The sequence below is a fragment of the Rhodoferax fermentans genome (assembly GCF_002017865.1).
In the GTDB taxonomy this organism is placed as follows: domain Bacteria; phylum Pseudomonadota; class Gammaproteobacteria; order Burkholderiales; family Burkholderiaceae_C; genus Rhodoferax; species Rhodoferax fermentans.
In genome coordinates, this window is sequence record NZ_MTJN01000002.1 from 1,845,686 (window position 1) to 1,868,668 (window position 22,983).

Below are 22,983 nucleotides of genomic sequence, written 5' to 3' on the forward strand. Positions count from 1 at the left end.
CCGCCACGGGTTGGGGCATGTCGGTGGTGGCGCAAAGTCCAATGGCCTTTGAGGTTCTCCTCAGGCCATCGATGCCAGTCTCAAATTGACCGTTCTGACCTCTCGTGCTGGCGACATGCCGAACAGGCGGCCATAGTCGCGCGTGAACTGAGGAACGCTCTCATAACCCACGCTGTGCGCAGCTTGGGCCACCATCAGACCATCCGCCAACAACCTCCGCCGCGCTTCGATGAGCCGTAGTCGCTTTTGCAATTGAATCGGCGTCACCGAAGTGATGGCGCGGAAGTGTTCGTGAAACGTCGAGACGCTCATGCCAGCCACTGCTGCGAGTTCTTCAACGTGCAGAACCTGGTCATAGTTGTTGCGGATGCAGCTTATAGCCCGGCCGATACGTTGTGCATGGCTGTCTACCACCCCGAGCGCCCTGATATCCCCCGCATGCTGGCCAGTGAGCAGCCAGAAATGCAGTTCGCGCAGTAACTGCGCCTGCAAAAGGGTTAGTGAAGCTGGACGTTCGAGCAAGGCCATCAAGCGCAAGGCGCAGTCTGCGACTTCCGGCCCCGTCGGGTCAACCCGCACGGGCTGACCCATGGTGAAGGGCGCCGCGCCCATCTCCATCACCAGGCCCTCTAGGATGGCGATGTCCAACTCGAAGACGATGGAAACGTAGGGCGCCGCCACATTGGCGCGGATGATTTCGCTGACCGTCGGCGCGTCTGTCGTGATGAGCAGCGATTCACCCGCGCCAAACTCCACCGCCTGGTGTCCCATCGTTACACGCTTACGACCTTGCAGTACCAGAGCAACCAGAGGCCTGTTGATGGCGTACTGCATGGCACCGGGTACCGTCTCGCGAATGACGGTTACGCCGGGGATGGGCGTGCGTGCAACGCCATCACGATCAGCATTCGAGTCGGCGAACCGGAAAGCAATGTCGAGAAGCCTATTGGTCATGAACTCAGTTTATGCCAGGGATTGCGGTCGCGGCGCTCGGTCGGACTTTTTGGCAAGAATTGCCGATTTACGCGCAATTCCTCTGCGAGTCTTGACCTAAAAATTCATGGTCTTCAACATGAACTTTCGAGGAACCAAAATGAGCACAATTTCTTTGATCACGGGCGGCAGCCGCGGGCTGGGTCGCAACACCGCATTGAGCATCGCCCGGCAGGGCGGCGACGTCATCCTGACATACCGCACTGGTGCTGACGATGCACAAGCCGTCGTGGCCGAAATCGAACGCATGGACCGCCGGGCTGTTGCCCTGCAGCTCGACGTCTCCAGCATTTCAGGCTTTCCAGCTTTTGCCAACGCCGTCCAAGCTGCCCTGAAAGACCGATGGGGACGTTCAAGCTTCGACCACCTTATTAACAACGCAGGCCACGGCGAAATGGCCAGTTTCGCTGAAACGAGTGAGGCGCAATTTGACAGTCTGTTCAATGTGCATGTGAAGGGAGTTTTCTTCCTGACGCAGACGCTGCTGCCGCTGCTGGCAGACAAGGGGCGCATCATCAATTTCTCATCCGGTCTGACTCGCGTATCGTTCCCAGGCTTCTCCGCCTATTCGGCCGCAAAGGGGGCGGTGGAAATCCTAACCCTCTACTTGGCCAAGGAACTCGGCAGTCGTGGCATTACTGCCAACGCCGTGGCGCCGGGCGCAATTGAAACCGATTTCCTGGGTGGCGCTGTGCGCGACACCCCGGGCTACAACGAAGCCTTTGCCAACATAACGGCACTGGGGCGGGTCGGACTCCCAGAGGACATCGGTCCCATGGTGGCCAGCCTGCTTCGACAAGACAACCATTGGGTGACTGCACAGCGCATCGAGGTTTCCGGGGGGCAAAGCATCTGAGCATGCGACGATGGTGCTGAGCTGGCAGGTCGCGCGAGTTGTGGGCAATTTGGCACCAAAGCAGAGTGAGCTTTTTTACTGAAGGCTCGCGGAACGCCCCCTCGAGTGCCTGCTTTCGATCGTAACGAAAGACGGCTTTGGGTTGGCTGGCACCCATGGGGCCATGCTGTGGGAGCTGGTTCGTCCAAAAACTGTTGTAAGCTCAGCCGATTGCCTAAGAGCCATGTGTTGGCTTTGCTTTTTGGCACAGAATTAAGGAGTTATTCCATGCAAAGTGATATTGCCACTGCTGCCCAGGCGGGTCAGTCCGTGGAGTCAGGGTTGCCCGAATCTGCGAGCTTGGCGCAGTCTATCGGTGTGCCCTGCGAAATTTTTCCAGGCGAAAAACGGGTCGCTACCGTGCCCGAGGTGGTGGCCAAGCTGATCAAACTCGGCTTTACCGTGGCGGTCCAGTCTGGTGCGGGTGCAGCTGCCAATATCAGCGACGCTGATTACCAAGCTGCCGGTGCCAGCATCGTGGCAGACGCAAGCCAACTGTGGTCGACCGCCGACATCGTGTTCAAGGTCCGCCCACCGACGGCGGATGAAGTGGCCCTGATGCGTGAAGGTGGCACCTTGATCAGCTTCATCTGGCCCGCTCAGAACCCTGAGTTGATGCAACTGCTCACCGCCAAGAAGACGACGGTGCTCGCCATCGACGCCTTGCCCCGCACGCTGAGCCGTGCCCAGAAGATGGACGCCCTGACGTCCCAGGCCGGTGTGGCAGGCTACCGCGCTGTCATCGAAGCGGCCAATGCCTTTGGCCGTTTCTTCAACGGCCAGATCACGGCTGCGGGCAAAGTGCCCCCCGCCAAGGTCTTCATCGCCGGGGCCGGTGTGGCCGGGCTGGCTGCCATCGGCACAGCAGCCGGTCTGGGCGCCATTGTGCGCGCCAATGACACCCGCGCCGAAGTGGCCGACCAGGTGGTCTCGCTCGGTGGCGAATTTGTCAAGGTCGATTACGAGGAAGAAGGCTCAGGCGGCGGCGGTTACGCCAAGGTCATGAGTGAGGGCTTCCAGCAAGCCCAGCGCGAGATGTACGCCAAGCAGGCCAAAGAGGTGGACATCATCATCACCACCGCGCTGATCCCCGGCAAACCCGCGCCCAAGCTGATCACCGCCGAGATGGTGCGCAGCATGAAGCCCGGCAGTGTCATTGTTGACATGGCGGCCGAACAAGGTGGCAACTGCGAGCTGACCGAACCTGGCCAGTCCGTGGTGAAACATGGTGTGACCATTGTTGGCTTCACCGATCTGGTCTCACGCTTGGCCATGCAGTCGTCCACGCTCTACGCCACCAACCTGTTCCGCTTGTCTGAAGAACTGTGCAAGACCAAGGATGGCGTGATCAACGTCAACATGGACGACGACGCCATCCGCGGCCTGACGGTCACCAAGGACGGTGCCATCACCTGGCCAGCGCCTGCGCCCAAGCAAGCAGCGGCCCCAGCAGCCAAGCCCGCCGCAGCGCCTGCGGCCAAAAAAGCCCATGGCCACGGCGAAGCCAGTGCCCCCATGGCAGGCAACAAGCTGGCCATCCTGTTTGGTGTGGCGGCAGCGCTGTTCTGGCTGATTGGTGCCAACGCACCCAAGGAGTTCATGTCGCACTTCACTGTGTTTGTGCTGGCGTGTTTTGTCGGTTACATGGTGGTCTGGAATGTGAAACCCGCCTTGCACACCCCGCTGATGAGTGTGACCAATGCGATTTCCAGCATCATCGCGATTGGTGCGCTGGTGCAGATTTCACCGATTGCAGGTGCGACAGATCGGCCCGACAGCCTGATCACCTGGGTGGCAGCGGCGGGCATTGTGCTCACCGCGATCAATATGTTCGGCGGCTTTGCCGTGACCCAGCGCATGCTGGCGATGTTCCGCAAATAAGAAGGGGCCAGAGATGTCTTCAAGTTTGGCCACGGTTGCTTACATTGGCGCAACCATTCTTTTTGTTCTGAGCCTGGGCGGCCTGTCCAACCAGACCACCGCGCTGCGCGGCAACCTTTACGGCATGGTCGGCATGACGCTGGCGGTGTTGGCCACGGTGTTTGGCCCCCAAGTCACCGCCGCCGGTTTGCCGTGGATCATTGGCGCCATGGTGCTGGGTGGCGGCATTGGTTTGTACGCCGCACGCACGGTGCAGATGACCCAGATGCCCGAGCTGGTGGCCTTGATGCACAGCATGGTCGGTCTGGCCGCGATGCTCGTGGGTTTTGCCACCTTCATCGACCCGACGGCCAGCGCCGGTTTTGAAGGTGCGGCCAAAACCATCCACGAACTGGAGATCTACATCGGCATCTTCATTGGCGCCGTCACCTTTGCCGGTTCGGTGATCGCCTTTGGCAAGCTGTCGGGTCGGGTCAGCGGTAACCCGGTGTTGCTGCCGGGACGGCACTGGCTCAATCTGGCCGGTCTGCTGGTGGTGATCTACTTTGGTGGCGTCTTCATGCAGGCCCACGACGTGCAGGCAGGCATGCTGCCGGTGATTGTGATGACCATTGTGGCGCTGCTGTTTGGCGTGCACATGGTGATGGCCATTGGTGGCGCCGACATGCCGGTGGTGGTGTCGATGCTCAACAGCTACTCCGGTTGGGCGGCAGCGGCCACCGGCTTCATGTTGTCCAACGACTTGCTGATTGTGGTGGGCGCCCTGGTGGGCTCCAGCGGTGCGATTCTGTCCTACATCATGTGCAACGCCATGAACCGCAGCTTCATCAGCGTGATTGCCGGTGGTTTTGGCACCACCAGCACACCCAAGCCCGCCGCTGGCGGCGCAGCGCAGCCAGCCGGTGAAGTCACCCCGGTGACGGCGCTGGAAACGGCCGAGCTGTTGCGCGAAGCCAAGTCCGTGATCATTGTGCCGGGCTACGGCATGGCGGTGGCGCAGGCCCAGCACACGGTGTTCGAGATCACCAAGTTCCTGCGTGAAAAAGGTGTCAACGTGCGTTTTGGCATCCACCCGGTGGCCGGACGTATGCCGGGCCACATGAATGTGCTGCTGGCCGAAGCCAAGGTGCCCTACGACATCGTGTTCGAGATGGATGAACTCAACGAGGACTTCCCCGACACCGATGTCACCATGGTGATTGGCGCCAACGACATCGTCAACCCGAGTGCCCAGGACGACCCGAGCAGCCCGATTGCCGGTATGCCGGTGCTCGAGGTCTGGAAGGCCAAGACCTCCATCGTCATGAAACGCAGCATGGCTTCTGGTTACGCGGGTGTTGACAACCCCTTGTTCTACAAGGACAACAACCGCATGTTGTTTGGCGACGCCAAGAAAATGCTCGACGAGGTGCTGACCGCACTCAAAGCCTGAGCGTCCACCCGCCAAGCCCTGCTGACAGGGCTGTATACGCTGCCCCAGCCCCCAAGTCCGTCCTGCGGATTTGGGGGCTTTTCCCTAATTAGGGAAAACACAGACGGTGGCAGCGGCCCCGCGAGTGAGAATCCTGCATCACTTCAGAATCCGGAGACTTCCCCATGACCGACCGCATCTGGCTGCAAAGCTACCCCCCGGGTGTTCCCGCAGACATTGACGAGGGCCGTTACAGCTCCCTGGTTGAGCTGATGGAAGAAAGCTTCAGCAAATACGCCAAACGCAGCGCCTACAGCTTCCTGGGCAAGGAGCTGAGCTACGCCGAGGTGGACGAGATCAGCCAGACCTTTGGCGCCTACCTGCAAAGCCTGGGGCTGGTGCGTGGTGACCGGGTCGCCGTCATGATGCCCAATGTGCTGCAGTATCCGGCGGTGGTGGTGGCCATCCTGCGTGCTGGCTTCACACTGGTGAATGTCAACCCGCTCTACACCCCGCGTGAACTGGAGCACCAGCTCAAGGATTCGGGTGCCAAGGTCATTGTCATTCTGGAAAACTTCGCCGCCACACTGGAAAAATGTGTGGCCAAAACCCCGATCAAACACGTGGTGTTGTGTGCCATGGGGGACCAGTTGGGCCTGCTCAAGGGCACCCTGGTGAACTACGTGGTGCGCAACGTCAAAAAGATGGTGCCTGCCTACAACCTGCCCGACGCGGTGCGCTTCAACGCCGCCATGGCCCAGGCCAGCGGCAGCAGCTTCAAGAAAGTCACGGTCAAGGCGGACGATGTGGCGGTGTTGCAGTACACCGGCGGCACCACGGGTGTGGCCAAAGGGGCTGTGCTGTTACATCGCAACCTGGTCGCCAATGTGTTGCAGGCCGATGCCTGCTTCCAGCCCGCGCTGAGCCGGATTGCAAGCGGGGAGCAAATCAATTCGGTGTGCGCACTACCGCTCTACCACATCTTCGCCTTCACCGTGGGCATGATGTTTTCACTGCGGCTGGGTGGCAAACTGATCCTGATCCCCAACCCGCGCGACTTCCCGGCGGTGCTGGCCGAGCTGGCCAAACACAAGGTGCATGTGCTGCCGGCGGTCAACACCTTGTTCAACGGGCTGGCCAACCACCCGGACTTCGGCAAGGTCGACTGGTCCCACCTGGTGGTGTCGGCCGGTGGCGGCACCGCAGTGCAAAGTGCGGTGGCCAAGCTCTGGTTTGAGAAGACCGGCTGCGCCATCTGTGAAGGTTATGGCTTGAGTGAAACCTCGCCGATTGCCACCTGCAACCCGGTCAATGTGACCGAGTATTCCGGTGCGATTGGGGTGCCGGTGCCCAGTACCTGGCTCAAGTTGCTTGATGATGATGGCAACGAGTCGGCCCCGGGTCAACCCGGCGAAATCGCCATCAAGGGCCCGCAGGTGATGGCCGGTTACTGGCAGCGCCCGGAAGAAACCGCACAAGTCATGACACCCGACGGCTACTTCAAGTCGGGTGACATCGGTGTCATGGACGCACGTGGCTACTTCAAGATTGTGGACCGCAAGAAGGACATGATTCTGGTGAGTGGTTTCAACGTCTACCCCAACGAGGTCGAGGACGTGGTGTCGCAGATGCCCGGCGTGCTGGAGTGTGCCTGTGTGGGTGTGCCCGACGACAAGTCGGGTGAGGCCGTCAAACTGGTCATTGTCAAGAAAGACGCCAACCTGACCGAGGTGGATGTGCGCGCCTACTGCAAGGAAAACATGACCGGCTACAAACACCCCAAGGTGGTGGAGTTCCGCACCGAGTTGCCCAAAACCCCGGTGGGTAAAATCCTGCGGCGCGAATTGCGCAACACCTGAAGGATCTCCGTTGACAACACTTGCCATCGTCAGTGCCCTGCTGGACGAACAAAAAGGACTGCTAGACCAACTGCAACACCCCACAAAGCGGGAGCGTGCCGGGCGAACCTTCTGGTGCGGCCAGTGGGCAGGCCACGAGGTGGTGCTGGTGTTGTCCAAGGTTGGCAAGGTGGCCGCAGCCAGCACAACAGCCACCTTGATTGAAGCCTTTGGTGTCGAGCGGGTGTTGTTCACCGGCGTCGCCGGTGGCATTGGGGACGGTGTCAAGGTGGGCGACGTGGTGGTGGCCGACGCCTTCATCCAGCATGACATGGACTCCGGCCCGCTGTTCCCCCGCTTTGAAATCCCGCTCTATGGCCGCGCCACCCTGGACTGTGATGCGGCCCTGTCTGCTCTGTTGCTTGAAGCAGTTCACGCTGGATTGGCGGGGGTTGGTGACCATTTTCACCGTGATAGCTTGCTGGCATATGCGGCGGTGCACAGCGGGCTGATTGCCAGTGGTGACCAGTTTGTGTGCGATCCCTTGACGGTGCACAAGATCCGCACCGACTTGCAGTCGGCGGGCCATCAAGCACTGGCGGTGGAGATGGAGGGTGCCGCCGTGGCCCAGGTGTGTTTTGACTATGGCATCCCGTTTGCGGCGATGCGCACCATCTCCGACCGGGCGGATGCCGACGCCCACATGGACTTCTCGGCCTTTGTGCAGCAGGTGGCCAGTCCTTATGCCTTGGCGGTGGTGTCGCAGTTCATGCAATCACTACCCAAAAGATAGCTATCAGCCCTTACGAAATAAGGGCTAGAGGCCAATTTCTTATTTAAGCCAGCCGCGTTTCCTGAAGTACCACATCGGGCCCAAGGCACTGGCCACCATGAGCGCCAGGGCGTACGGGTAACCCAAGGACCAGTCCAGCTCGGGCATGAACTTGAAGTTCATGCCATACAGGCTGGCAATCAGGGTCGGCGGCAGCAGCGCCACACTCGCCACCGAAAAGATCTTGATGATCTTGTTCTGGTTGATGTTGATGAAACCCACGGTGGCGTCCATCAAGAAGTTGATCTTGTCGAACAGAAACGCGGTGTGGGAGTCAAGCGAGTCCATGTCGCGCAAAATCTGCCGTGCCTCCTCAAACTGCTCGCCGTTGAGCATCTTGCTGCGCACCATGAAACTCACCGCACGGCGGGTGTCCATCACATTGCGACGGATGCGCCCGCTCATGTCTTCGTGGCGGGCAATCGCACCCAGCACCTCACCTGCCAGCGCATCGGTGAGGTCGCCTGAGAGCACTTTCTGGCTGACTTTTTCCAACTCGTCGTAAATTTCTTCGAGGGTGTCAGCAGAGTACTCGGCATCGGCGTCAAACAGCTTGAGCAACACCTCTTTGGCATCCTCAATCAGCCCCGGTGCGCGCCGGGCCCGCATACGCAGCAGCCGGAACACCGGCACGTCTTCGTCGTGGATCGAGAACAACACACCCTTGCTTTTGAGTTCCTCGTTGTCGGTGTTCAGGATAAAGGCCACCCGCACCGTGTGCGGCTCGGCATCGTCGGCTACCAAAAAGTCGCTGCGGATATGCAGCTCACCGTTGTCTTCCTTGTAGAAGCGGGCCGACTCCTCGATGTCCTCGTCCATCGCATCTTCGGGAATCGACAGGCCGTAATACTGTTTGATCCAGCGCTTTTCTTCGGGTGTCGGGGATTCGAGGTCAACCCAGATGGGTTGGAAACGCGACAACTCTTCCAGGGATTCGATTTCTTCCTGGAACAGGCGGCCATTGGCAAGGGTGAAGATATTGAGCATGCGCTCACTCCCAAAATAAACAAAGCATCAGCGAGGGGGGATTGGGTTGGCTTCCAACCCCTGATGCATGTTTTGGGGTCGAAAGCTACCGACTAGGGTAGGTTTCCAAGAGGGGCTTCCGGTTGTTAAGAACCTTAGGATTATGGCATCGGGAAGTGCACCAGAACAAGGCGAACGCCGCAAACCCTGACACCGTTGCAGTGCAGCATGGAAATAGTTGCAATAAGCCAATCTGCGGGGCATAGTGTCATCAAGGATTCAAATTTGTTCCCCCTGTCGTTGGCCAACTTGACCGCGACTCTCTCAACCAAGCTGTAGGAGACTCCTTATGAATTTGACAATCAGTGGACACCACCTGGAAGTGACTCCCGCGTTACGGTCTTACGTCACCAACAAGCTCGACCGGATCAAACGCCATTTCGACCAGGTGGTGGATGTCAAAGTTCTGCTGACCCTTGAAAACCTCAAAGAAAAGGAGCGTCGACAAAAAGCTGAGTGCAATATTCATATCAAAGGCATCGAACTGTTTGCGGAAAGCGCCCACTCCGACCTGTATGCGGCGGTGGATGAGCTGGTGGACAAACTGGACCGTCAGGTGGTGCGCCACAAAGACCGCTTGCAATCCCACCATCACGATGCCGCCAAGCGCCTGATGTAATTTAAACTCTGGCAAGCCGCCCGCTGGTGCGTGCGGCTTTTTTTGCGTCCAATTTTTCCGGGCGCATAATTTGGGCCAATCATGAACCGACTCGCGTCTATCCTCACGACTGAACATGTGCTTGTTCAGGTGGACATATCCAGCAAGAAAAGAGCTTTTGAAGAAGCAGGCCTGCTGTTCGAGAACCTCCATGGCCTGAGCCGCGCTCTGGTCACGGACAGCCTGTTTTCGCGCGAACGCCTGGGTTCCACCGGTCTGGGCCACGGTGTGGCCATTCCGCATGGCCGTATCAAGGGCCTGAAATCACCGATGGCTGCGGTGTTTCAGTTGGCACGTCCGATTGCTTTTGAAGCGCCGGACGAATTGCCTGTGGGGCTGATGATTTTTTTGCTGGTGCCCGAAGCAGCCACGCAGAAACACCTGGAAATCCTGTCTGAAATCGCTGAGATGCTCAGTGATACAGAGCTGCGCGAAAAGCTGATGACCAGCCCGACGGTGACCGACCTGCATGGGCTGATCACAGGTTGGCAGTCGGTCCAGTCCAACTAAGCCAGCACCTTGAAACCCACTGTCATCAGTGCGGATGTCCTCTTTGAGGCGTTTCGCGCAAACCTGCGCTGGGAATGGGTGGCCGGGCTGGGCGCGTCCGAGCGCCGTTTTGATGAACTGGCGGTCCGTGCGGCGCGCTCCGGTGCCGATCTGGTGGGTTACCTCAACTACATCCACCCCTATCGGGTACAAATTCTGGGTGAACGCGAAGTCGCCTACCTGTCGGATGCCACACCCGAAGACGGTTTGCGGCGCATTGCCCGCATCGTCACGCTGGAGCCGCCGGTCCTGATCCTGGCCGATGGTCAAGCCGCACCGGAAGCGCTGATGTCGATGTGTGAGCGCGCCCAGATCCCGATGTTTGCCACCCAGGGCTCCTCGGCCTTTGTGATTGATGTGCTGCGGGCCTACCTGTCCAAACACTTTGCCGACCGCTGCACCATGCACGGCGTGTTCATGGACATTCTGGGCCTGGGAGTCATGATCACCGGCGAGTCTGGCCTGGGCAAGAGTGAGTTGGGGCTGGAGCTGATTTCACGCGGCAACGGTCTGGTGGCTGACGATGCGGTGGATCTGTACCGCATCAACCAGGACACGATTGAGGGGCGCTGCCCTGAACTGCTGCTCAATTTGTTGGAAGTGCGCGGCATCGGGCTGCTCGACATCCGCTGCATTTTTGGTGAGACCGCGGTGCGGCGCAAAAAGCGGCTACAACTGATTGTGCATCTGGTACGCCGCGAAACCATGGAGCGCGATTACGAGCGCATTCCCTACGAACCCCTGACCCAGGACGTGCTGGACGTGCCGGTGCGCAAGGTGGTGATTCAGGTGGTGGCTGGACGCAACATCGCGGTGCTGGTGGAGGCAGCGGTGCGCAACACCATCTTGCAGATCCGCGGTGTGGACACCTACAAGGAGTTTGTGGAGCGCCACCGCAAAGCGATGGAAGAATCGCCTTAATTAACGCGTTTTGCTGCGGTGCTCGCAGGCGCTGCCTCGGGTGCAGTGTGCGTACAGGCTCAGGGCGTGGTCGGCAATCGCAAAGCCTTTTTCCTTGGCGACAGCGTTTTGGCGCTGCTCGATCTGGGGGTCAAAAAACTCTTCGACACGGCCACAGTCCAGGCACACCAGATGGTCGTGGTGCTGGCCCTCGTTGAGTTCATACACCGCCTTGCCACTCTCAAAATGGCTGCGTGTCAGGATCTCGGCCTGCTCAAACTGCGACAACACCCGGTACACCGTGGCCAGGCCCACATCGGATTGTTCTTCCAGTAGCACCCTGAACACGTCTTCCGCCGTCATGTGGCGTCGGGTGCCCTTTTGGAAAATTTCGAGGATCTTCAGCCGAGGCAAAGTGGCCTTCAGGCCGGTGCTTTTAAGTTCGTCAATCTTGCTCATACAGAGGTTCCGGTTTCGCGCGCAGGTGCGTCTGGGCTGGGGGTCATGGTTGAAAACGCTGCCAGTACAATGCAAGCATCATATCGTTGCGGCCTGTCCTATGTTTGATTCCATTGTTCGTTGTGTCTGCTGGAGTGCACTTGGGGCCGCTGGCGTGATGCTTTCCGGGTGTGGCACGCTTGACAGCACCAGCAACCGGGTGGCCAGTCTCGTCAGACCCTACAAGATCGATATTGTCCAGGGTAATTTTGTGTCGAGTGAGCAATTGGCAGCCCTCAAAGAGGGAATGCCACGTGGCCAGGTCAAAAATATCCTTGGCACACCGTTGCTCACCGACATTTTCCACGCAGACCGTTGGGACTATGTCTTCACCTTCAAGCGCCAGGGGGTGGAACCCCAGGCCCGCAAGGTGACGGTGTTCTTCAAAGACGATCTGCTGGTACGTATCGTGGCCGACCCTTTGCCCACGGAAGCCGAGTTTGTGGCATCGATGGACTCAGATCGCAAGGCTGCGCCAGTACCCGTGCTGGAGATGTCACCGGAAAGCCTGAAAGCAGCCACCCCGGTCAAAACGACCCCTGCGGCAGAACCCACCAAGCCGGTCGCAGCACCGCCTGCAAGCTACCCGCCACTTGAAGACAGCGTGCGTTAACGAGGCCCCATGAGCGACTTACATCTCCACCGTATTTGTGTGGCCGGTGCCAGCGGCCGCATGGGCCGCATGCTGGTTGAGGCCATCACCCAGGCTGAGGACTGCCAACTCAGCGGTGCCCTGGATGTATCGGTTTGCCCGGCAGTCGGCCTGGACCCGGCCGCATTTTTGGGCAAAAGCAGCGGCATCAGCATCACCGCCGATTTGCCCACAGGCTTGAGCAACAGCGATGTGCTGATTGATTTCACGCGGCCAGAAGGCACGCTAGCCCATTTGGCGGTGTGCCGTGAACTGGGTGTGAATCTGGTCATTGGGACCACCGGTTTTACCGATGCCCAGAAGGCCGAGATCAGCGCCGCCGCCAAAGACATCGCCATTGTGTTTGCACCCAATATGAGTGTGGGTGTGAATGTGACCCTCAAACTGCTGGAGATGGCGGCCAAGGCCCTGTCCACCGGCTACGACATCGAGATCATCGAAGCGCACCACCGCCACAAGGTCGATGCGCCTTCCGGCACCGCACTCAAAATGGGTGAAGTCATTGCCGGCGCCCTTGGGCGTGACCTCAAAGACTGTGCTGTGTATGCACGTGAAGGTGTCACCGGTGAGCGCGACCCGTCCAGCATCGGTTTCGCCACCATCCGTGGTGGCGACATTGTGGGTGACCACACCGTGCTGTTTGCCGGTACTGGCGAGCGCATCGAGATCAGCCATAAATCTTCCAGCCGCGTCAGTTATGCACAGGGCAGCCTGCGCGCCGTGCGTTTTCTGGCCGGTCGTACCTCCGGCCTGTTTGACATGGCTGACGTGCTCAATCTGAAATGAACCTGGCACAGTTTTTCTGGCAGGGAGACGCCTTGGCACGAGGTGTGGCCCTGTTGCTGCTAGCCATGTCGGTCAGCAGCTGGGTGGTGATTCTGTGGAAAACCTGGTTGCTGCACCGCGCCAGCCGTGACGTGGATCGTTGTATCGCTGCCTTCTGGCAAGCGGGCAATATCGATGATGCACGCCAGACCATCAAGGCTTTTGACCGCGAAGCCCTTGTCGCGCCTATGGTGGACGCTATAAAAATCGAGACAACCCCAACCCTGGCCGGAGCCGGCGGTCTGCAAACCCAATTGACCCGTGTGTTGCGCAACGCCCTGCACCAGGCGCTGACCAAGTTGCAACACGGCCAGGTTCTGCTGGCCACCGTGGGTGCTACCGCCCCTTTTGTGGGGCTGCTGGGCACGGTGTGGGGCATCTATCACGCGCTGATTGGTATTGCGACAGCTGGGCAGGTCACCATCGACAAAATTTCCGGCCCGGTGGGTGAGTCGCTGATCATGACTGCAGCGGGTCTGGCGGTCGCCATTCCGGCGGTGCTGGCCTACAACGTGCTGGGGCGTTCGGTCGCGCGTATCGAGGCCGAACTCGAAGGTTTTGCCCGAGACCTGCGTGAACTGGTGGGCTACACCAGCACGCCCCTTTGAGCACGGGCTGATAACCATGTCCTTTGGTCGTCTGGATCGCAGCTCGGGTGCACAACCCATGAGCGACATCAACATGACGCCGCTGATCGATGTGATGCTGGTGCTGGTGGTGATCTTTATCATCACCGCGCCCTTGCTGGCCAGCTCCATCAAACTGGATCTGCCCAAAACCGACGCCGCCAAACCCAGCGAGGTGCCACAGGCTGTGCGTGTGGTGGTGGACGCTGCGGGCCAAGCGTTTGTGAATGATCGCCCGGTGTCGCAGGACGAACTGGCCCAGCAGTTTGCAACAGCGCAGCATGCCAACCCCGACACCGAGGTGCAGTTGCGTGCCGACAAGACGGTGCCTTACGGCCGTATTGTGGAGATCATGGGTGCAGCGCAAAAGGTCGGGCTGAACCGAATTGGTTTTGTCGCGGATGCCACGCCGACCAGCACCACATCACCTGCGGTGGCGCCCGCCGGGGGCGCACCAGGCAAACCCTAAAATCGGAGTCGTTTCGCCACATGCGCTGCGCACGTGTGGCAACCTCCGACACCTCTGTTTCAGTCACTTCCCGCCCAAGCGGCGTATCCCGCCGCCAAGATAGATCGCCATGCAAGACAAATACAACCACCTTGAGGTAGAACCCGCCGCCCAGGCCCATTGGCAGTCCAGCGACGCCTACCGCGTTTCAGAAAACGCGCTGGACGTCAACGGCCAGCCCAAGAAAAAGTTCTATGCCTGCTCGATGCTGCCCTACCCGAGTGGCAAATTGCACATGGGCCATGTGCGCAACTACACCATCAACGACATGCTCACGCGCCAGTTGCGCATGCAGGGCTATAACGTGCTGATGCCCATGGGCTGGGACGCTTTTGGCTTGCCTGCTGAAAACGCGGCGCTCAAAAACGGCGTGCCACCAGCCAAGTGGACGTTTGAGAACATCGCCTACATGAAGCAGCAGATGCAGGCCATGGGCTTGGCCATCGACTGGAGCCGCGAGGTGGCCACCTGCACACCTGAGTACTACAAGTGGAACCAGTGGCTGTTTCTGAAGATGCTCGAAAAAGGCATTGCCTACCGCAAGACCCAGATCGTTAACTGGGATCCGGTCGACATGACGGTGCTGGCCAACGAGCAGGTGATCGACGGCAAGGGCTGGCGCACCGGGGCTACTGTAGAGAAACGCGAGATTCCGGGGTATTACCTGGCGATCACCGACTACGCCGACGAGTTGCTGGCCAATGTCACCGGCGACAAGATGCCGGGCTGGCCTGAGCGCGTCAAGCTGATGCAGGAGAACTGGATTGGCAAGAGCGAAGGTGTGCGTTTTGCCTTCCTACACGACATCCAGGGTGCCGACGGCAAACTCATTGGTGGCGGGCGCATGTATGTGTTCACCACCCGCGCCGACACCATCATGGGCGTGACCTTTTGCGCGGTGGCCGCTGAACACCCGCTGGCTGTGCACGCCGCCGCCAGCAATCCAGCGCTGGCGGCCTTCATCGAAGAATGCAAAAAGGGTGGCACGACCGAGGCTGAACTGGCTTTGAAAGAAAAGGTCGGCATGCCCACCGGCTTGTTTGTCACCCACCCGCTGACCGGCAAGCAGGTCGAGGTGTGGGTTGGCAACTATGTGCTGATGAGTTATGGCGACGGCGCGGTGATGGGTGTGCCAGCGCATGACGAGCGCGATTTCGCGTTTGCACTGAAATACGCGTTGCCGATCCAGCAAGTGGTGAGCGTGGGGCAGCAGGTGTTCGACAACCAGGTCTGGCACGACTGGTACGCCGACAAAGGCGCAGGCATTGCCATCCACTCGGGCAAGTACGACGGGCTGGCCTTCAAGGACTGCGTCGCAGCCGTCGCAGCCGATCTGGCCGCGTTGAGTCTGGGTGAGAAAAAAGTCACCTGGCGCCTGCGTGACTGGGGCGTGAGCCGCCAGCGTTATTGGGGCACACCGATCCCGATCATCCACTGCGAGGACCACGGTGCGGTGCCGGTGCCCGAAAAGGATTTGCCGGTGGTGCTGCCCGACGATCTGGTGCCCGACGGCTCGGGCAACCCACTCAACAAATGTGAAGCTTTCCACGCTGGTGTCACCTGCCCGATCTGCGGCAAAGCGGCGCGGCGCGAAACCGACACCATGGACACCTTTGTCGACAGCTCCTGGTACTTCATGCGCTACTGCGATCCAACCAATGCGGACAAGATGGTGGCCGACGGTGCGGACTACTGGATGCCGATGGACCAGTACATCGGTGGCATCGAACACGCCATCCTGCATTTGCTGTACGCCCGCTTCTGGACCAAGGTGATGCGTGACCTGGGTCTGGTGAAAGTCGATGAGCCTTTCACCAAGCTGCTGACCCAAGGCATGGTGCTCAACCACATCTACAGCCGCCGCAACGACAAAGGTGGCAAAGATTACTTCTGGCCGAGCGACGTGGAGCATGTGTTTGACGACGCAGGCAAGGTCATTGGTGCACGCCTGATCAACGTCGTCGACGATCTGCCAGTGGGCACACCCATCGACTACGAAGGTGTGGGCACCATGTCCAAGTCCAAGAACAACGGTGTCGACCCGCAGGACCTGATCGAAAAATACGGCGCCGATACCGCCCGCTTGTACACCATGTTCACCGCGCCGCCCGAGGCCACACTGGAGTGGAACGACGCCGCGGTGGAGGGCAGCTACCGCTTCCTGCGCCGCGTCTGGAACTTTGGCGTCAAGTTGACCACTATGGATTTGGAAGCTGCTCGCTCAATATCCACAAGGGCTACAGGCCTGAATGATGTGGAATTCGGGAAAGAGGCCAAGGCTCTGCGGCTGGAGATCCACACCGTGCTCAAACAGGTGGACTACGACTACCAGCGCATGCAGTACAACACCGTGGTGTCGGGCGCCATGAAGATGATCAACGCGCTGGAAGACTTCAGGGCGGTGGAAACCGCGGGTGCCCAGGTGGCGCTGATCGAAGGTTTTGGCATCCTGCTACGCTGCCTGTACCCGGCCACGCCCCACATCACCCACGCCTTGTGGTCACAGCTGGGTTATGCCGGTGCCCTGGGTGATCTGCTCGATGCGCCCTGGCCGAAGGTCGATCCCAACGCCCTGACCAAGGACGAGATCGAACTGATGCTGCAGGTCAACGGCAAGCTGCGTGGCTCCTTGGTGGTCAGCAGCAGCGCCGACAAGGCGACGATTGAGCAAGCGGCCATCGCCCATGAGATGTTCCAAAAACTGGCCAATGGTGCGGCACCCAAAAAAGTGATTGTGGTGCCGGGCCGGCTGGTCAATCTGGTGGTGTAAGGAGTTCCCATGAAACCTGCTGAGTTCACATCAACACCTTCCTCTCCAACACAGGCTGCAGGCCTGTCGCGACGCAGTGTGGGCGCAGCCTTGCTGGCAGCCGGTCTGCTGGCCGGTTGTGGCTTCAGCCTGCGTGGTCAGCAGAACTTTGTCTTCACCAGCATCGCCATCCAGCCCAACCCGGGCAGCGCGCTGGTGCAGGAGCTGCGCCGCTCTTTCAAGAATGCGGTGCGGGTGCTGGAGGCAGATGCGCCGCTGACACAGGCCCAGGTGGTGCTCAAGGTGCTGGGTGAACAGCGCGAAAAAGTGGTGGTGGGTCTGAGCTCATCCGGCCAGGTGCGGGAGTTGCAACTGCGGCTGGTTGTGAAGTTCAGGCTGGACACCCCACAAGGTGACGAGCTGATCACCGACACAGAGATTTCGCAGCAGCGTGACGTCAGTTACAACGAGTCCGCCGCGCTGGCCAAGGAAACCGAAATCGCCTTGTTGTACCGCGACATGCAAAGTGACGTCGCGCAGCAAATCCAGCGCCGGCTGGCGGCCATCAAAAAGCTTCCGTAACGGCGGCGGCATCCACGCTGCGCCCGGGCACAGCGGCGGTCGGCCGGATCAGCTGGTACAGGTCCTTGGGGTCGCTCAACTGCGCCATCAGGGCAATGGGGGCACCCAGTTGCAGCGCCTGTGCCTGGGTATACAGGTAACGCAGCGCAGAAAAGTCTTCCATCGCAAAACCGACCGAGTCAAACAGGGTGATTTGGGTGGTGTTGTCACGCCCCACGGTCTGTCCAGACAACACGCGCCACAGCTCGATCACAGCAAAGTCAGAAGGCAGGTGCTGCAGGTCACCCTCGATGCGGGTTTGCGGCTCAAATTCCACAAACACCTTGGCTGCCCGCAACACATCGGCGTGGATTTCGGTCTTGCCCGGGCAATCGCCACCGACGCCGTTGATGTGCATACCGGCTTCCAGCATGTCGGTCGTGATGATGGCCGCGTTGGTTTTGTCGGCGGTGATGGTGGTCACGATGTCCGCACCGCGCACCGCTTCCCTGACACTCGCGCAGCGCGTCAGGCGCAGACCAGCAGCATCCGGGTTGGCCCGCAGGTTGGCCATCAGCTTGGCCGTGGCCTGGGGGTCAATGTCGTACAGGCGGATGTCGGTGATGTCGAGCAGGTGGTGGAAGGCCAGTGCCTGGAACTCACTTTGGGCGCCGTTGCCAATCAGCGCCATCACCCGGCTATCGGGGCGGGCCAGCGCACGGGCCGCCACCACCGAGGTGGCGGCGGTGCGTAGCGCGGTGGTCAAGGTCATCTCGCTGAGCAGCAACGGCTCGCCCGTGGCCACATCGGCCAACACACCAAACGCCATCACCGTGGGCAGGCCTTTGGCCGTGTTCTTGGGGTGGCCGTTGACGTACTTGAACGCGTAGCGGCTGGCATCGGCAATCGGCATCAGTTCGATCACACCATCAAGTGAGTGGCTCGCCACACGCGGCGCCTTGTCAAAACTGTTCCAGCGCAAAAAATCCTGGTGGATACACGCAGCCAAACCTTGCAGCGTGGTGGCAAAACCTTGGCGGCTGATGAGTGCGGCCACGTCCTGCGGGCTGAGGAACAGCGGGTTGCTGTGGTGGTTCAAGGGGGTGATGGGGCTGGTCATGACGGGTCTCTTGGGATGGGCCAAATTCTGGAAACAGATAAGAACGAGTTTGCCCGTGCATGCAAACAATAACAATCGTCAACTTTGTATAGAAATCGTCACATAATTGCCGTTTTGACAGACTTTGTTGCCACTATGGATGAAATTGACCAACAACTGCTGTCGCTGCTGCGACAGGACGCACGGCTCTCTGTGGCGGCGCTGGCGCTCAAGTTGAAGGTGTCGCGCGGCACCGTGACCAACCGCATCCGCAAGCTCGAAGACGACGGTGTGATCGTGGGTTACACCGTGCGGTTGCGCCCGGACGTGCAACACGACCAGATCACGGCCTGGATGAGCATCGCCGTGGATGGCAACCAGACCCGTGCGGTGATTGCCGCCTTGCTGGGTGAGCCCGGTGTGGCCACCTTGCATGACACCAATGGCCGCTGGGATTTGCTGGCCGAGTTGCGTGCCGAGAGTCTGCAGGAATTGGCCAAGGTGCTGGAACGCATCCGCCTGCTCAAAGGCATCAGCAACACCGAAACCAGCATCCATCTGGAAACCTACCGCCTGTCTTGATCCAGATTCGGCAGTTGCGCGCTTCTTTGACGCAGGTGGGTCGATGGCAAAGGCAATGTCACTATGATGGATGGGCGAAGTCAGCCGCTCAAGTGCTGCGTTGTGACCCAGAGTGGATGACCCCTTTGATTGGCATCGACAACAGGAATAAGAGACATGGTAAATCTGCACAACTTGAAAATTTCGACGCGTCTGTCCGTGGCCTTTGGGCTGCTGATTGCCCTTTTGGTGGTCATTGTCAGCATCGCGTTGTTGCAGATGAAGACCATGCACGCGGTGACGCTGGACATTGCCGAGCAGCAATTGCCGGATGTGGAACTGGTCAATCGCATCAAGATCAACTTCTCCAACCTGCGCATTGACGAGACCCAGCACGTCATGAACCAGGAGGAAAACGGCATGGCCAAGACCGAGCAGGCCATGAAGGAGCGCATGGGCGCCATCAAAACCGACATAGCGTCCTACAAACAACGCCTGACAGGGGCCGAGCAACAGCAGCAGATCCAGGCGCTGGAGGCGGAGTGGCAGAACTACACCACCATCCATCTGCAGATTGTGGACCTGTCCACCAAGCGCGAAAAGTTCACCGCCAGAAGGCTGCTGGAGGGTGACTCCAACGCCTCTTTTGCACGCCTCAACACCTCTTTGAACCAGCTGGGCAGCCTGACACATGACGCAGCCACCGCTGCCACGCAGGCCAGTGGCGCGACCTACGCCAACGCCCGCTACGCCATGCTGGGTGCGCTGCTGGTCTGTGTGTTGCTGGCCGTGGGCGCGGCGGTCTGGCTGATTCGCTCAGTCACTCTGCCGCTGCATGACGCCATTGAGGTCGCCAGCAGGATTGCCGCCGGTGATTTGTCACACGACATTGCGATTGACTCCAGCAACGAAACCGGGCGCCTGCTGCAAGCCTTGCAACGCATGCAAACCAGCTTGCTGGCCATTGTGGAGCAGGTCCGGGAAGGCTCTGGCAACGTGGCCAACGCCAGTGCAGAAATCGCCCAAGGCAACCAGGACTTGAGCGACCGGACCGAGCACCAGGCCAACGCCTTGCAGGTCACCGCATCGTCCATGCACACCTTGGAGTCCACCGTGCGCCAAAACGCCGACAACGCCAGGCAGGCCAATGAACTGGCCCTGACGGCATCGTCTGTCGCCATCAAAGGGGGGGGCGTTGTTGGTGAGGTGGTTGAAACCATGAAAGGCATCAACCAGTCCTCGCGCCAGATCGCCGACATCATCCAGGTGATTGACGGCATTGCGTTTCAAACCAATATTCTGGCGCTCAACGCGGCGGTCGAGGCAGCACGTGCCGGGGAACAAGGCCGTGGTTTTGCGGTGGTGGCGTCCGAGGTGCGCTCCCTGGCGGGCCGCTCCGCCGAGGCCGCCAAGGAGATCAAACAGCTGATTGGTGCCAGTGTGCAGCGGGTCGAGCAGGGCACCGAGCTGGTGGACCGCGCCGGTGCCACCATGTCAGAAATTGTGGCGGCGATTCAGCATGTGTCCGACATTGTGCGCGACATCAGCGCGGCCAGCTCAGCACAAAGCCAAGGGGTGTCACAGGTGGGTGAAGCGATTGGCCAGATGGACCAGACCACCCATCAAAATGCCGCCCTGGTTGAACAAATGGCCGCATCGGCCAACAGCTTGAGAAGCCAGGCCAATGCCCTGGTGGAGGTGGTGGCCGTGTTCAAGCTCGATACCACCACGCGCCAGCCGCGCGCTGGGCAACTGGCGCTGCTGGAAGGCTAAACTGCTTGCATGCAACTCAGCCCGCCCCAGTTATCTGCCCACCTGAACAAGGGGCTAAAAAGCCTCTACACCCTGCATGGTGACGAGCCGCTGCTGATCACCGAGGCGCTGGACGCGATCCGCGCAGCTGCCCGCACCCAGGGTTTTACCGAGCGCACGTCTCACACCGTCAGCGGCGCCAACTTTGACTGGAGTGAGGTGCTGGCCGCCTGCGGGTCGCTGAGCCTGTTTGCTGACAAACAGATCATCGAAATTCGTATACCCAGCGGTAAACCCGGCAAAGACGGCAGTGTGGCGCTGCAGCAACTGGTGGAGCAATCACGTGGCAATGACAGCACCCTGACCCTGGTGGTTCTGCCCCGGCTCGACAAGCTGACCAAAAGCAGCGCCTGGTTTGTGGCGCTGGAGAGTGGCATCACGCTCGAAGTTAACCCGGTCGAGCGTGCTGCCTTGCCGCAGTGGATCGCCCAGCGTCTGGCCGCTCAGGGTCAACGTGTGGTCGCGGGTGAAGAAGGCCAACGCACGCTGCAGTTTTTTGCGGACCGGGTCGAAGGCAACCTGCTGGCCGCGCACCAGGAGATCCAGAAGCTGGCGCTGCTGCACCCGGCGGGCGAGCTGCGTTTTGAACAGATCGAGTCGGCGGTGCTCAATGTCGCACGTTATGACGTGTTCAAGCTGTCCGAGGCGGTGTTGGCCGGTCAGGCAGCGCGGGTGCAACGGATGCTGGATGGTCTTCAGGCCGAGGGTGAGGCCGAGGTGCTGGTGCACTACACCCTGGGCGAGGACATCCGCGCGCTCAAGCGGGTCAAGGATGCCATCAACCGGGGCAGCCCGCTGCCGATGGCGCTGCGTGAACAACGGGTCTGGGGCAACAAGGAGCGTTTGTTCGAGCGCGTGTTGCCACGCCTGAGTGATGCCGATCTGGCGCAGCTGCTGCACAGCGCACACCTGGTGGATGGCATTGTCAAGGGTTTGAAACAAGCCGACTGGCCCAGCGCGCCCTGGCAGGCGTTGGCGCGGCTGGCCATGATGCTGTGTGGGCTGTGCGCCGTGGTACCCGGCAAAGCCGCTGCCGGGCAGCGGAGAATCTAAGGACAAATTGCCTTCAAGCCCTTACCCCGATTGGGGAAGAAGCTATGAATATAAAAGCAGTTGGCAAACGCGATGTCAGCGCTGCAACACCTTGCGGATGGCCTGCGCCAGCTCTTCAGCAACAAATTTGGCCACATACCCGTCGGCACCGACTTTGCGCACATGGTCTTCGTTGGTGGCGCCCGTGAGTGAGGAGTGGATCACCACCGGGAGTTTGCTGAAGCGCGGGTCCTGCTTGATGTTGCGGGTTAGGGTAAAACCATCCATCTCGGGCATTTCCAGGTCGGTCAGCACCATCGCCACCTTGTCACGGATGGTTTGACCCTGCGCCTCGGCCTCTGAGGCCATGGCCTTGAGCCGGTCCCAGGCTTCCTGACCGGACTTGGTCATGATGTAGGACACATCCATGGCCTTCAAACCCTGCTCGATCATCATGCGAGCCACCGCCGAGTCGTCGGCGGCCAGCACCACGGTACCAGGGGGCAAATGCAACTTGCCGGTGATTTCGACATCTTCGGAATGTTGTTCAGGGAACACATCGCGCAAAATCTGCTCCACGTCCAGCACCTGGGCCAGCCGGGTGTTCTCGGCGGCGCCATCCAGACGCGCAATGCTGGTCACCAGACCACCACCACGGCCTTCCGCCGACAGCACCTGCTTCCACTCCAGGCGCACAATTTCGTTGACCTCTTCCACCGCAAACGCTTGCGTGGTGCGGGCAAACTCGGTCACCAGCAGGATGCCAAGGCCCTTGGTCGGGTTGGTGCCCACGAGGTAAGGGAGGTTGATCACAGTGATCATCTGCCCACGGATGTTGGCCACCCCCATCACCGACGGTGGCGAGTTCACCATGGCGGTGATCTCGGGCATCACCAGAATCTCGCGCACCTTGAACACGTTGATGCCAAACAGTTCACGCCGGTCCGTGCCGGGTGCCTCCCCCAAACGAAACAGCAGCAGCTCAAACATGCTGTTGCTCGCCAGATTGGTGCGTTCGTCAATGTCTCGCATGGTTGATTTGTTCATGGTGTGTCTTCTGTGAAGTGGATCCGGCAC

The 22,983-nt window shown here is 59.9% G+C and carries 22 protein-coding genes; 17 read left to right on the forward strand and 5 right to left on the reverse strand.

All coding sequences use genetic code 11. The features are described from left to right. Positions 1-60 precede the first annotated feature (60 nt). Positions 61-954 carry an AraC family transcriptional regulator gene (locus tag RF819_RS08815; RefSeq protein WP_078364645.1) on the reverse strand — a complete coding sequence of 298 codons (894 nt, stop codon included), beginning with the start codon at positions 952-954 and terminating at the stop codon, positions 61-63. 139 nt (positions 955-1,093) lie between these two features. Between RF819_RS08815 and RF819_RS08820 the strand changes: the two genes are divergently transcribed. From RF819_RS08820 to RF819_RS08840, 5 genes are all read left to right on the forward strand, one after another. Next, positions 1,094-1,849, forward strand: a complete 756-nt coding sequence (locus tag RF819_RS08820) for an SDR family NAD(P)-dependent oxidoreductase (protein WP_078364646.1) — start codon at positions 1,094-1,096, stop codon at positions 1,847-1,849. Between the two features lie 267 nt (positions 1,850-2,116). Next, positions 2,117-3,769, forward strand: a complete 1,653-nt coding sequence (locus RF819_RS08825) for a Re/Si-specific NAD(P)(+) transhydrogenase subunit alpha (RefSeq protein ID WP_078364647.1) — start codon at positions 2,117-2,119, stop codon at positions 3,767-3,769. A gap of 13 nt (positions 3,770-3,782) precedes the next feature. Continuing rightward, positions 3,783-5,201: a Re/Si-specific NAD(P)(+) transhydrogenase subunit beta gene (pntB, locus tag RF819_RS08830; RefSeq protein WP_078364648.1), complete on the forward strand. Its 1,419-nt coding sequence runs from the start codon at positions 3,783-3,785 to the stop codon at positions 5,199-5,201. Positions 5,202-5,365: 164 nt separating this feature from the next. Further along, positions 5,366-7,039: a long-chain-fatty-acid--CoA ligase gene (locus RF819_RS08835; RefSeq protein ID WP_078364649.1), complete on the forward strand. Its 1,674-nt coding sequence runs from the start codon at positions 5,366-5,368 to the stop codon at positions 7,037-7,039. Positions 7,040-7,049: 10 nt separating this feature from the next. Continuing rightward, entirely contained in the window at positions 7,050-7,811 is a 762-nt protein-coding gene (locus RF819_RS08840; RefSeq protein WP_078364650.1) for a 5'-methylthioadenosine/adenosylhomocysteine nucleosidase, read from the forward strand. A 39-nt stretch (positions 7,812-7,850) separates the two neighbouring features. Here the strand turns inward: RF819_RS08840 and corA are convergent, their stop codons facing one another. Beyond that, positions 7,851-8,837: a magnesium/cobalt transporter CorA gene (corA, locus tag RF819_RS08845; protein ID WP_078364651.1), complete on the reverse strand. Its 987-nt coding sequence runs from the start codon at positions 8,835-8,837 to the stop codon at positions 7,851-7,853. Positions 8,838-9,165: 328 nt separating this feature from the next. On the opposite strand from corA, the gene hpf reads away from it, so the two are divergent. The 3 genes from hpf (at position 9,166) to hprK (ending at position 11,004) form a co-directional block, all read left to right on the forward strand. Beyond that, positions 9,166-9,495 (forward strand): ribosome hibernation-promoting factor, HPF/YfiA family, encoded by a 330-nt coding sequence (gene hpf / locus RF819_RS08850; RefSeq protein WP_078364652.1) that lies wholly within the window; start codon positions 9,166-9,168, stop codon positions 9,493-9,495. 81 nt (positions 9,496-9,576) lie between these two features. After that, positions 9,577-10,044 (forward strand): PTS sugar transporter subunit IIA, encoded by a 468-nt coding sequence (locus tag RF819_RS08855; protein ID WP_078364653.1) that lies wholly within the window; start codon positions 9,577-9,579, stop codon positions 10,042-10,044. A gap of 9 nt (positions 10,045-10,053) precedes the next feature. Next, a complete protein-coding gene (hprK, locus tag RF819_RS08860; protein WP_078364654.1) occupies positions 10,054-11,004 on the forward strand; it encodes an HPr(Ser) kinase/phosphatase in 951 nt (316 codons plus the stop codon). Here the strand turns inward: hprK and fur are convergent, their stop codons facing one another. Further along, complete coding sequence (gene fur / locus RF819_RS08865) at positions 11,005-11,442, reverse strand: ferric iron uptake transcriptional regulator (protein ID WP_078364655.1); 438 nt, start codon at positions 11,440-11,442, stop codon at positions 11,005-11,007. Between the two features lie 100 nt (positions 11,443-11,542). On the opposite strand from fur, the gene RF819_RS08870 reads away from it, so the two are divergent. The 6 genes from RF819_RS08870 to RF819_RS08895 all read left to right on the forward strand — a co-directional run bounded on the left by RF819_RS08870 (position 11,543) and on the right by RF819_RS08895 (position 17,423). After that, the gene (locus RF819_RS08870; RefSeq protein ID WP_078364656.1) at positions 11,543-12,094 is read left to right on the forward strand and encodes an outer membrane protein assembly factor BamE; all 552 of its coding nucleotides are present in this window, start codon (positions 11,543-11,545) and stop codon (positions 12,092-12,094) included. A gap of 9 nt (positions 12,095-12,103) precedes the next feature. After that, positions 12,104-12,919, forward strand: coding sequence for a 4-hydroxy-tetrahydrodipicolinate reductase (dapB, locus tag RF819_RS08875; RefSeq protein WP_078364657.1), 816 nt, complete (start codon positions 12,104-12,106; stop codon positions 12,917-12,919). Beyond that, the gene (locus RF819_RS08880) at positions 12,916-13,566 is read left to right on the forward strand and encodes a MotA/TolQ/ExbB proton channel family protein (protein ID WP_078364658.1); all 651 of its coding nucleotides are present in this window, start codon (positions 12,916-12,918) and stop codon (positions 13,564-13,566) included. The genes dapB and RF819_RS08880 overlap by 4 nt, the downstream gene beginning before the upstream one ends. Positions 13,567-13,582: 16 nt before the next feature. Then, positions 13,583-14,053: an ExbD/TolR family protein gene (locus RF819_RS08885; RefSeq protein WP_078364659.1), complete on the forward strand. Its 471-nt coding sequence runs from the start codon at positions 13,583-13,585 to the stop codon at positions 14,051-14,053. Positions 14,054-14,162: 109 nt separating this feature from the next. Beyond that, entirely contained in the window at positions 14,163-16,862 is a 2,700-nt protein-coding gene (gene leuS, locus RF819_RS08890; protein WP_078364660.1) for a leucine--tRNA ligase, read from the forward strand. Positions 16,863-16,925: 63 nt separating this feature from the next. After that, positions 16,926-17,423: an LPS-assembly lipoprotein LptE gene (locus RF819_RS08895; RefSeq protein WP_078366856.1), complete on the forward strand. Its 498-nt coding sequence runs from the start codon at positions 16,926-16,928 to the stop codon at positions 17,421-17,423. On the opposite strand, the gene RF819_RS08900 is transcribed toward RF819_RS08895, so the two are convergent. Then, positions 17,407-18,522, reverse strand: a complete 1,116-nt coding sequence (locus RF819_RS08900) for an ornithine cyclodeaminase (protein ID WP_078364661.1) — start codon at positions 18,520-18,522, stop codon at positions 17,407-17,409. The genes RF819_RS08895 and RF819_RS08900 overlap by 17 nt on opposite strands. 135 nt (positions 18,523-18,657) lie before the next feature. Here RF819_RS08900 and RF819_RS08905 point away from each other — a divergent pair, with 135 nt between their 5' ends. The 3 genes from RF819_RS08905 (at position 18,658) to holA (ending at position 21,927) form a co-directional block, all read left to right on the forward strand. Continuing rightward, entirely contained in the window at positions 18,658-19,083 is a 426-nt protein-coding gene (locus RF819_RS08905; RefSeq protein ID WP_078364662.1) for an Lrp/AsnC family transcriptional regulator, read from the forward strand. 156 nt (positions 19,084-19,239) lie between these two features. Beyond that, positions 19,240-20,835: a methyl-accepting chemotaxis protein gene (locus tag RF819_RS21885; protein WP_078364663.1), complete on the forward strand. Its 1,596-nt coding sequence runs from the start codon at positions 19,240-19,242 to the stop codon at positions 20,833-20,835. Between the two features lie 9 nt (positions 20,836-20,844). After that, complete coding sequence (gene holA / locus RF819_RS08915) at positions 20,845-21,927, forward strand: DNA polymerase III subunit delta (RefSeq protein ID WP_078364664.1); 1,083 nt, start codon at positions 20,845-20,847, stop codon at positions 21,925-21,927. A 75-nt stretch (positions 21,928-22,002) separates the two neighbouring features. On the opposite strand, the gene RF819_RS08920 is transcribed toward holA, so the two are convergent. Next, positions 22,003-22,953, reverse strand: a complete 951-nt coding sequence (locus RF819_RS08920) for a chemotaxis protein (protein WP_078364665.1) — start codon at positions 22,951-22,953, stop codon at positions 22,003-22,005. Positions 22,954-22,983: the final 30 nt, after the last annotated feature.